At 73.5% G+C, this 9,640-nt stretch carries 8 protein-coding genes; all 8 read left to right on the top strand.

All coding sequences use genetic code 11. The annotated features are described in order from the left end of the window. Window positions 1-570 (top strand): XdhC family protein (locus tag ACZJYS_RS19690; RefSeq protein ID WP_493180034.1); only part of this gene is annotated, 570 nt, incomplete at its 5' end. Window positions 571-579: 9 nt separating this feature from the next. After that, window positions 580-2,226, top strand: coding sequence for an NTP transferase domain-containing protein (locus ACZJYS_RS19685; RefSeq protein WP_493180033.1), 1,647 nt, complete (start codon window positions 580-582; stop codon window positions 2,224-2,226). Between the two features lie 27 nt (window positions 2,227-2,253). Then, a complete protein-coding gene (locus ACZJYS_RS19680; protein WP_493180032.1) occupies window positions 2,254-5,292 on the top strand; it encodes a two-component regulator propeller domain-containing protein in 3,039 nt (1,012 codons plus the stop codon). A 76-nt stretch (window positions 5,293-5,368) separates the two neighbouring features. Then, window positions 5,369-5,869 (top strand): 2-amino-4-hydroxy-6-hydroxymethyldihydropteridine diphosphokinase, encoded by a 501-nt coding sequence (gene folK, locus ACZJYS_RS19675; RefSeq protein ID WP_493180031.1) that lies wholly within the window; start codon window positions 5,369-5,371, stop codon window positions 5,867-5,869. Window positions 5,870-5,979: 110 nt separating this feature from the next. After that, window positions 5,980-6,384 carry a DNA-directed RNA polymerase subunit omega gene (rpoZ, locus tag ACZJYS_RS19670; RefSeq protein WP_109515320.1) on the top strand — a complete coding sequence of 135 codons (405 nt, stop codon included), beginning with the start codon at window positions 5,980-5,982 and terminating at the stop codon, window positions 6,382-6,384. Window positions 6,385-6,397: 13 nt separating this feature from the next. Next, complete coding sequence (locus ACZJYS_RS19665; protein WP_109515477.1) at window positions 6,398-8,689, top strand: RelA/SpoT family protein; 2,292 nt, start codon at window positions 6,398-6,400, stop codon at window positions 8,687-8,689. Between the two features lie 63 nt (window positions 8,690-8,752). Further along, a complete protein-coding gene (locus ACZJYS_RS19660) occupies window positions 8,753-9,058 on the top strand; it encodes an alkylphosphonate utilization protein (RefSeq protein ID WP_109515319.1) in 306 nt (101 codons plus the stop codon). 51 nt (window positions 9,059-9,109) lie between these two features. After that, window positions 9,110-9,520, top strand: coding sequence for a holo-ACP synthase (gene acpS / locus ACZJYS_RS19655; protein ID WP_109515318.1), 411 nt, complete (start codon window positions 9,110-9,112; stop codon window positions 9,518-9,520). The last annotated feature ends 120 nt before the right edge of the window (window positions 9,521-9,640 follow it).

Below are 9,640 nucleotides of genomic sequence, written 5' to 3'. Positions count from 1 at the left end.
CTCGCCGCTGCCGCCGAGGCCGCGCTGGCCGCCGACGCCGCCACCAGCCTGGCGCATGAGGGCGCGCCCTGGTTCATCCAGCCGCACAACCCGCGGCTGCGGCTGATCGTGGTGGGGGCGGTGCATGTGGCGCAGGCGCTGGTGCCGATGGCGCTGGGCCTGGGCTTCGCCGTCACCGTGGTCGACCCGCGCCGCGCCTTCGCCACCGAGGAACGCTTCGGCGGCGGCGTGACGCTGGTCGACGAATGGCCGGACGAGGCGATGCAGGCCCTGGCCCCCGACACCCGCACCGCCGTGGTCACCCTCACCCACGACCCGAAGCTGGACGACCCGGCGCTGGAGGTGGCGCTGCGCAGCCCCGCCTTCTACATCGGCGCGCTGGGCAGCCGGCGCACCCATGCCAAGCGCGTGGCGCGGCTGGCCGAGGCCGGGCTGCCGGAGGAGGCCATGGCGCGCATCGCCGCCCCCGTGGGCCTGTCCATCGGTGCCGTCACGGCGCCCGAGATCGCCCTTTCCATCATGGCCGAGATCGTCGCCCGCCGCCGCGGCGCCGCCCTCGCCGACCGATAGGCCCAAGCCATGCAGTTCGGCCCCACGCCGCTCGACGACGCCCAGGGCGCCGTGCTCGCCCACACGCTGCGCCTGCCCGGCCGGGTGCTGAAGAAGGGCACGGTGCTGGATGCCGAGGCCATCGCCGCGCTGCGCGAGGCCGGCAAGCGGGAGGTGATCGCCGCCCGGCTGGAGAGCGGCGACGTGCCGGAGAACGAGGCCGCCCACCGCATCGGCGAGGCGCTGATGGGGCCGCTGCTGGCCCGCACCCGCGCCGCCACCGGCCGGGTGAACCTGCAGGCCGACGCCGCCGGGCTGCTGGTGGTGAACGAGGCGCTGGTCAACCGCCTCAACGCGCTGGATGAGAGCCTGACGCTCGCCACCCTGCCCAACCACACCCCCGTCTCGGCGCGGGAGATGCTGGCCACGGTGAAGGTCATCCCCTTCGCCGTGCCGGGCGGCGTGCTGCAGGTGGCCGAGGCCGTGGCGCGCTCCGGCCAGGCGCTGGCCATCCATCCCTTCCGCCCGCTGAAGGTGGGGCTGGTGCTGACCGAGCTGCCCGGCCTCAAGGAAAGCATCATGGAAGGCGCCGTGGAGGCGACCGAGGCGCGCATCGCGGGCCTCGCCGGCCAGCTCCTGCCGCCCGAGCGCTGCCGCCACGAGGAGGCCGCCATCGCCGAGGCGCTGGCCCGGCTGAAGCGCGCGGGGGCGGAGATGCTGCTGATCGCCGGCGCATCGGCGGTGGTGGACCGCCGCGATGTCGGCCCCGCCGCCATCGTCCGCGCCGGCGGGCGGATCGAGCATTTCGGCATGCCGGTCGATCCCGGCAACCTGCTCTGCCTCGGCCGCATCGGCACCATCCCGGCCCTGGTGCTGCCCGGCTGCGCCCGCAGCCCCAAGCTCAACGGCTTCGACTGGGTGTTGCAGCGCCTCTTCGCCGGCCTGCCGGTGGGGGGCCGGGAGATCGCCGGCATGGGCGTCGGCGGGCTGCTGAAGGAGATTGAGGCACGGCCGCTGCCGCGCGAGGCGGCGCCGCGCAACGCCCCCACCGGCGCCGCGCCGCGCCGGCCGCGGCAGGTGGCGGCGCTGGTGCTGGCCGCCGGCCGCTCCCGCCGCATGGCGCCGCTCAACAAGCTGCTGGTGCCGGACAACAAGGGCGTGCCCATGGTGGCGCGCGTCGTCGCCAACGTGCTGGACAGCCGCGCCCGGCCGGTCATCGCCGTCACCGGCTACGAGCGCGAGCGGGTGGAGGAGGCGCTGGCCGGCCGCCCCGTGCTGATCGCCCAGACGGAGGATTATGCCGAGGGCCTCTCCGCCTCGCTGAAGGCCGGGCTCGCCGCGCTTCCGCCGGAGGCGGAGGGGGTGCTCATCTGCCTGGGCGACATGCCGCTGATCACCGGCCCGATGCTCGACCGGCTGCTCGCCGCCTTCGACCCGGAGGAGGGCCGCGCTATCGTGATGCCCACCTTCCGCGGGAAACAGGGTAATCCAATGCTCTGGTCGCGGGAGTTTCTTCCGGAAATGATGCAGATCACGGGTGATGTGGGAGCCCGCCATCTGGCCGGCAAATACGCTGACCGCGTGGTGGAGGTGGAAATGGCGGACGACGCCGTGCTGCGCGATTTCGACACGACGGACGCGCTGCGCCTCAATCCGGAGTTCGCCGGGCGGCGCTAGCCGGCCGGCCGTCTCGGGTTCCATACCTTGCCGCGCAGCGTCCCGCTGCGGCTGGTGGGCTGTCTGCTCGCGGCTCTGGCCCTTTCCGGGCTCGCGCCGGCCGCCGCCGCCTCGCACTGGGAGGCTTTCGCCACCCGGGTGTTCGAGCCGATCGCGGCCGCCCGCCGCCTGCCCTACGAGACCGCCACCGCCCTGACGCAGGACCGCCAGGGAGCGATCTGGATCGGCACGCTGGGGGGTCTCGCCCGGCATGACGGCTACCGCGTGCAGCCCTATGTGGCGCGGCCGGGCGAGAGCGACAGATTGCCGGACAACCATGTGCGGGCGCTGCTCGCCCTGCCGGATGGCGGGCTGCTCGTCGGCACCCATGCCGGCGGACTGGCGCGCTTCGACCCCAACACGGACGCCTTCATCGTCATTGAGCCGCCGGACAGGGCACCGGGCTGGAGCCGCATCCTCGCCCTCGCCCCCGCGCGCGACGGCGGCGCCTGGGTGGCCAGTGAGGCCGGGCTGGCCCATTGGCCGGCCGGCGCCGAACGCATAGAGCCCGTACCCGGCTGGCCGCAGCTCAGCGCCCTCTCGGTGCTGGAGGAGGCGGACGGGACACTCTGGGTGGGCAGCGGCGCCGGGCTGCGCCGCCGCCTGCCGGACAAGGCCATCTTCCGCCCGCTGGAGGCCGAGACCGCCCTGGCGCGCGAGATGGCGGAGGACGCGGTGTGGTCGCTGCTGCAGGACGCGGCGGGGCGGCTGTGGTTCGGCACGGGCCGCAGCGGCCTGGGCCGGGTCGAGGACGGCGTGGTGCATTCCCGCCCCGGCTTGTCCGGCCGCCAGGGCCAGGCGGGCGGCCGCACCATCACCGCCCTGCTGGAACCCAGCCCCGGCCTCCTCTGGGCCGCCACCGACGGCATCGGCATCATCGCGGTGGATGGCGAGCACGCCCCCACCCTGATCCAGCACGACCCCGCCCTGCCCGTCTCGCCCTCCGGCGACGCGGTGCGGGCGATGCTGCGGGACCGCTCGGGCAATGTGTGGATCGCCACCGAGCGCGGCGTGAACCGGCACGACACCCAGGCGCGGGCCGTGCTCTCCGTGCTGCCCTCGCCCCTGTCGCCGCTCACCCTCTCGGACCAGAACGTCCACAGCGTGGCGGTGGACCGGCAGGGCCGCGCCTGGCTGGGCCTCGGCCAGGGCCGCATCGACGTGCTGGACCCCGCCACGGGCGCGCTGCACCGGCTGCAGCTGGAAGACCCGCAGACGGCGCGCGAGGTGCAGGCGCTACTGCCGCTGCCGGATGGCAGCGTGCTGGCGGGCGCCCGCGGCGTGGCGCGCATCGACGGCCGCAGCCTGGAGGTCACGCCCTCCGCCATTCCCGCCCTGGAGGGCGAGGTGGTGAACGCGCTGGCACGGGATGGCGACGGGCTGCTGGTGGGCACCCAGGAGGGGATGCTCCGGCTGGACGCGGCGGGGCGGGTGCTGCGCCGCTGGCAGCGCGGCATCACGCCGGACAGCGGCCTGGCCGACACGCCGGTGCACGGCATCGACCAGATCGGCGCCGCCGGCACCTGGGTTGGCACGGCGGGGGGGCTCAGCCTCTTTCCGCCTTCCGCCTCATTATCCGGCAGTGCCGAGCCCATCACCCTGCGGCACGACCCCGGCCGGCCCGACAGCCTGCCGCACGACAACATCGGCTCCGTGCTGGCCGATGCGCGGGGGCGGATCTGGGTCGGCACCTTCGGCGGCGGGGTGGGGGTGGTCGGCAGCTGGCCGCCGCCGCCGGGCGAGGCGCCGCGCTTCCGCACCCTGACCACCCGCCAGGGGCTGAGCGACAACAGCGTGGCCGCCCTGCTGCCGGACGCGAAGGGCCGGATCTGGGCCTCCACCGCCCGGGGCCTGACGATGATCCCGGCCGATGGCGGGCCGGCCCGCGTGCTGACCATGCGCGACGGGGTGCGGGTGCGCACCTATCTGCCACGCTCCGCCGCCCGGGCGCCGGGGGGCGAGCTGCTGTTCGGCGGGCTGGGCGGCCTTTCCATCGTGCTGCCCGGGCGGGCCGAGCAGCCCCGCCCGCCGCCGCGCATCGGCTTCACCGGCATGGCGCTGGATGGCCACGCGATGCCGCCAGGCCTCGCCCCCACCGCCGGCACGCGGCTCGACCTGCCCACAGGCGTGCGGCGGCTGCGGGTGGACTTCGCCCTGCTCGACTTCCACGCCCCCGCCGGCACGCGCTACGCCTACCGCCTCGCCGACCTCGACCAGGAATGGACCGAGGCCAACCCGGAGGACCCCGCCGCACATTTCGAGCGTCTGCCGCCCGGCCTGCACCGCCTGCAGGTGCGCGCCTGGACCGGACCCGTGGGCGCCGGCCCCGCGGCCGAGACCTCGCTGGTCCTGGCTGTGCCGCCGCGCTGGTTCGAGAGCACTTGGTTCGGCCTGTTGGCGCTGATGGTCTGCGGGCTGGCGGTGATGGGGCTGGTGCAGGGCCGCACCGCCTATCTGCGCCACCGCCAGCGTGAGCTGACCCGGCTGGTGGATGAGCGCACCCGCGAGCTGCGCGCCGCCAACCGCCGCCTGGACCGGCTGGCCGGCACCGACCCGCTGACCGGCCTGCTCAACCGCCGCCGCTTCGCCGAGCGGGCGGCGCAGATCCTGGCGGAGGCGGAGCATGGCGGCCCCGGCTTCGCCCTCGTGCTGTTCGACCTCGACCGCTTCAAGCAGCTCAACGACACCCATGGCCACAATGCGGGGGATGCGGCGCTGGTCGGCTTCTGCCGGCTGGCCGCCCGCCTCTGCCGGCCGCAGGACCTGCTGGGCCGGCATGGCGGCGAGGAGATCATGCTGCTGGTGCCGGGCTGCGATGCGTCGGGGGGCCGCGCCATCGCCGAGCGGATCCGCGCCGCCCAGGCGGAGAACCCGGTGTCCTGGGAGGGTGGCCGCCTGGTGGTGACGGTGAGCGGCGGCGTCGCCGCCTGGCAGCGCGGCGAGTCGCTCGAGGCGCTGATCCACCGGGCCGACGCGGCCCTCTATGCCGCCAAGCATGGCGGGCGCGACCAGGTGCGGGCCGCCTGACGCGGCAGGGCACCCTTCCATGGCGGCGCGCTTCCGTGGCATGGGGGCGCCGCAACGCCCGGCCGGAACCCCCCGCATGATCCTGATCGCGCTCGGCGCCAACCTCCCCGGCACGGATGGCCGCGCCCCGCGCGCCACCTGCGAGGCCGCCGCGGCGGCGCTGGACGGCATTCCCGGCCTGCGGCTGGAGGCCGTCTCGCGCTGGTGGGAGACGGCGCCGGAGCCGCCCCTGCCCGGCGCGCCCTGGTATGTGAACGGCGTGGCGCGCTGCGCCGGCGGCCTGGACCCCGCGGCGCTGCTGGCGGCGCTGCAGGCGCTGGAGCAGGCGGCCGGCCGCCAGCGCCCCTACCCCAACGCCCCGCGTACCCTGGACCTCGACATCATCGCCATGGGGGCCATGGGGGAGACGGTGCGCGACGCGCCGGACCCGGTGCTGCCGCACCCGCGCGCGCATCTGCGCCGCTTCGTGCTGGAGCCGCTGGACGAGGTGGCGCCGGGCTGGGTGCATCCGCGCCTCGGCCGCAGCGTGGAAGCGCTGCTGGCGGAACTGCCGGCGGCGCCGATGCGGCCGCTCTGACGCGGCCGCCACGCCAGCCGCGCGGCGCACAAAGGCGCCAGAAGCTTGCTATTCGCGGATGCGGTGGCTATCTCAGGCGTTCAGCACAGATTTTGAGTTGGAGGCCGCCCATGGCCCGCGTCACGGTCGAAGACTGCATCCTGAAGATCCCGAACCGCTTCGAGCTGGTCCTGATCGCCGCGCAGCGCGCCCGCAACATCAGCCGGGGCGAGGAGCTGACGGTCGACCGGGACAACGACAAGAACCCCGTCGTTGCCCTGCGCGAGATCGCCGACGAGACGGTGGAGCTGGACGCGCTGCACGAGGACCTCGTGAAGTCCCTGCTGCGCGCGCCGGAGCCGGAGCCGGTGGAGGAGGAGGTGATCGACCTCATCGCCACCGACGAGAACATCTTCGGCGTGATGGATGTGAGCGAGGACAACTCGCCCGAGGGCGCCGGCCTCGAGGATCTCTCGCCCGACGACATCGAGGCGGCGATTGCCGCCGAGCTCGGCGGCGGCGGCGGCCGCCGCTGAGCCGGGGGCGCACTTGAAACCCGGCGCCGGGCCGAGCTTCAACCCGGCGCCGCGTGCGCCCGAGGGGCTGCCATCCGGCCCCGCCATCGCCGTGCCGGCGCCGCCGCCCCCGGTGGAGACGCCGGGCACCGAGCTGGCCCGGCGGGTCGCCGCCTATGATCCGCGCGCCGATGTGGCGCTGCTGGAATCCGCCTACAACATCGCCGCCACCGCGCACGCCTCCCAGGCGCGGGAGAATGGCGACCCCTACATCACCCATCCGCTGGCCGTGGCCGGCATCCTGGCCGGCTACCGGCTGGATACCGCCACCATCGCCACCGCCCTGCTGCACGACGTGGTGGAGGACACCAGCTTCGGCCTGCCGGAGCTGGAGAAGCGCTTCGGCGCCGACATCGCCCGGCTGATCGACGGCGTAACCAAGCTGACGCGGCTGGAGCTGCAATCGGAGCGCACCAAGCAGGCGGAGAACTTCCGCAAGCTCGTCCTCGCCATGAGCGAGGACATCCGCGTGCTGCTGGTGAAGCTGGCGGACCGGCTGCACAACATGCGCACGCTGCACTTCAAGCCGAAGCCGGAGAGCCGCGCCCGCATCGCCCGCGAGACGATGGAGATCTACGCGCCGCTGGCCGAGCGCATCGGCATGGACGCGGTGAAGACCGAGCTGCAATCCCTCTCCTTCCGGGAATTGCAGCCGGATGCCTACCAGACCATCACCGCCCGCCTCGCCTTCCTGCGCGGCCAGGGCGCCGACCTGATCGACGACGTCGCCACCGACCTCAAGGCCAGGCTGCGGGAGGCGGAGGTGCCGGTGGTCGAGGTGACGGGGCGCGAGAAATCGCCCTACTCGATCTGGATGAAGATGCACGAGAAGAAGGTGGAGTTCGAGCAGCTCTCGGACATCATGGCCTTCCGCGTCGTCACCACGGACAAGGCGAACTGCTACGCGGCGCTGGGCGCCATCCACTCCGCCTACCGCGTGGTGCCCGGGCGCTTCAAGGACTACATCTCGACGCCCAAGCCCAATGGCTATCAGTCGCTGCACACCGGCGTGACGGTGCCGGAGCGGCGCAACGCCAAGATCGAGGTGCAGATCCGCACGCCGGACATGCACGAGATCGCCGAATACGGCGTGGCCGCGCACTGGATGTACAAGCAGGGCGGCAGCCCCACGGCCGAGGCGCCGAAGCAGCGCCGCTACCCCTGGGTGCGCGAGCTGCTGGAGATCCTCGAATCCGCCGCCGAGCCGGGGGAGTTCCTGGAGCACACCAAGCTCGCCCTGCACCAGGACCAGGTGTTCTGCTTCACGCCGAAGGGCGACCTGATCGCCCTGCCGCGCGGCGCCACGCCGATCGACTTCGCCTACCAAGTGCACAGCCAGGTGGGCGATGCCTGCGTCGGCGCCAAGATCAACGGCCGCATCGTGCCGCTCCGCCACCAGCTGGAGAATGGCGACCAGGTCGAGATCATCACCGCGCGCGGCGGCACGCCGAACCCGGCCTGGGAGCGCTTCGTCGTCACCGGCAAGGCGAAGGCGCGCATCAAGCGCTTCGTCATGGCGCGGCAGCGCACGGAGTTCCAGGAGCAGGGGCGCAGCGCCATCGCCAAGGCCTTCCGGCAGGAGGGGCTGGAATTCTCCGAGAAGCTGCTGGAACCCGCCCTCAAGGCCTTCAAGCAGCCAGGCTTCGAGGAGCTGTGCGTCGCCGTCGGCAACGGCAACCTCTCGGCGCGGGAGGTGCTGCACGCCGCCATCCCCGAGCTGCGCGGCCCGCCGCGGCCGATGGACCACCTGCCGCTGGCCCGCGCCCGCGGCAAGCCCGGCGCCACCGTCATGCGCCCCGAGCGGCGGCGGGAGGCCAGCTCCGGCATCACCGGCCTGGTCGCCGGCATGGCGGTGCAGTTCGCCGGCTGCTGCCACCCCGTGCCGGGGGACCGCATCGTCGGCATCGTCTCCACCGGCAAGGGGGTGACGGTGCACAAGCATGACTGCCACAACCTCGAGGCCTTCTCCGCCACGCCCGAGCGCTTCCTCGACATCGACTGGGACTATGAGGCCGGCTCGGGCGGCGCCCATCTCGGCCGGCTGGACGTGGTGACGGCCAATGAGGACTCGGCCATCGCCGCCATGACGGTCGTCATCGCCAAGCAGAACGGCAAGCTGCACAACCTCCGCTTCGCCCACCGCGCGCCGGACTATGCCGAGGTGGTGGTGGACCTGGAGGTGAGCGACCTGCGCCACCTCTCCAACGTGGTGGCGGCGCTGCGCGCCTGCCCCGGCATCATCCAGGTGGAGCGCAGCAAGGGCTGAGACCCCTTGCCGGCCTCCCCCGGCGGGGGGAAAACCCGCGCCTTATCCGCGGGAGAGCCGGCCATGGCCGAGAGCAGCGACGAGTATGTCTATGACGAGGCCACCGGCGAGTGGCGCCCGGCTGCCGAGCTGGCCGCCGCCGCCGAGGCGGCCCGGCCGCAGCCGCGCGACGCGGCGGGCAACCTGCTGGCCGATGGCGATTCCGTCACCCTCATCAAGGACCTGAAGGTGAAGGGTGCCAACCAGACGCTGAAGCAGGGCACCGTCATCCGCTCGATCCGCCTGACCGACGACCCGGACGAGATCGACTGCAAGCATGAGAGCATCAAGGGGCTGGTGCTGCGCACGGAGTTCGTGCGCAAGCGCTGAGCTGTCCCGGAGGTGATTTTGCCTAGCGGGATTCTGCTCTAAAGCCTTGGCATGATCATCGGCCTCGGCAACGACATCGTCGACATCCGCCGCATCGAGCGCTCCATCGAGCGCTACGGCGACCGCTTCCTCGACCGGGTCTTCACCCCGCTGGAGCGCAAGAAGGCGGAATCGCGCACGCCCAAGCTGCGCGCCGCCACCTATGCCAAGCGTTTCGCCGCCAAGGAGGCGGCCTCCAAGGCGCTCGGCACCGGCTTCCGGGCGGGCGTGTTCTGGCGCGACCTCGGGGTGGTGAACCTCTCCACCGGCCAGCCCTCGCTGCGCCTCACCGGCGGCGCGGCGCAGCGGCTGGACGCCATCACGCCGCAGGGCTACGGCGCCCAGGTCAGCCTGACCATGACCGACGAATATCCCTACGCCCAGGCCATCGTCATCATCGCGGCGGTGCGGCTGGTGCCCTGAGGCGGCGCCTAGCTTTCCTGCCGGAAGGCATCGGCGATGCGCCGCATCCGTCCGGCCCCGTCCACCAGCACCACGTCGAACCGCACGCCGGCCGCGCCGTGGCCGGGGTTCGCCGCCATC

This window comes from Roseomonas sp. TS2 (assembly GCF_058833935.1).
This window is presented reverse-complemented; position numbering and strand designations above follow the sequence as displayed.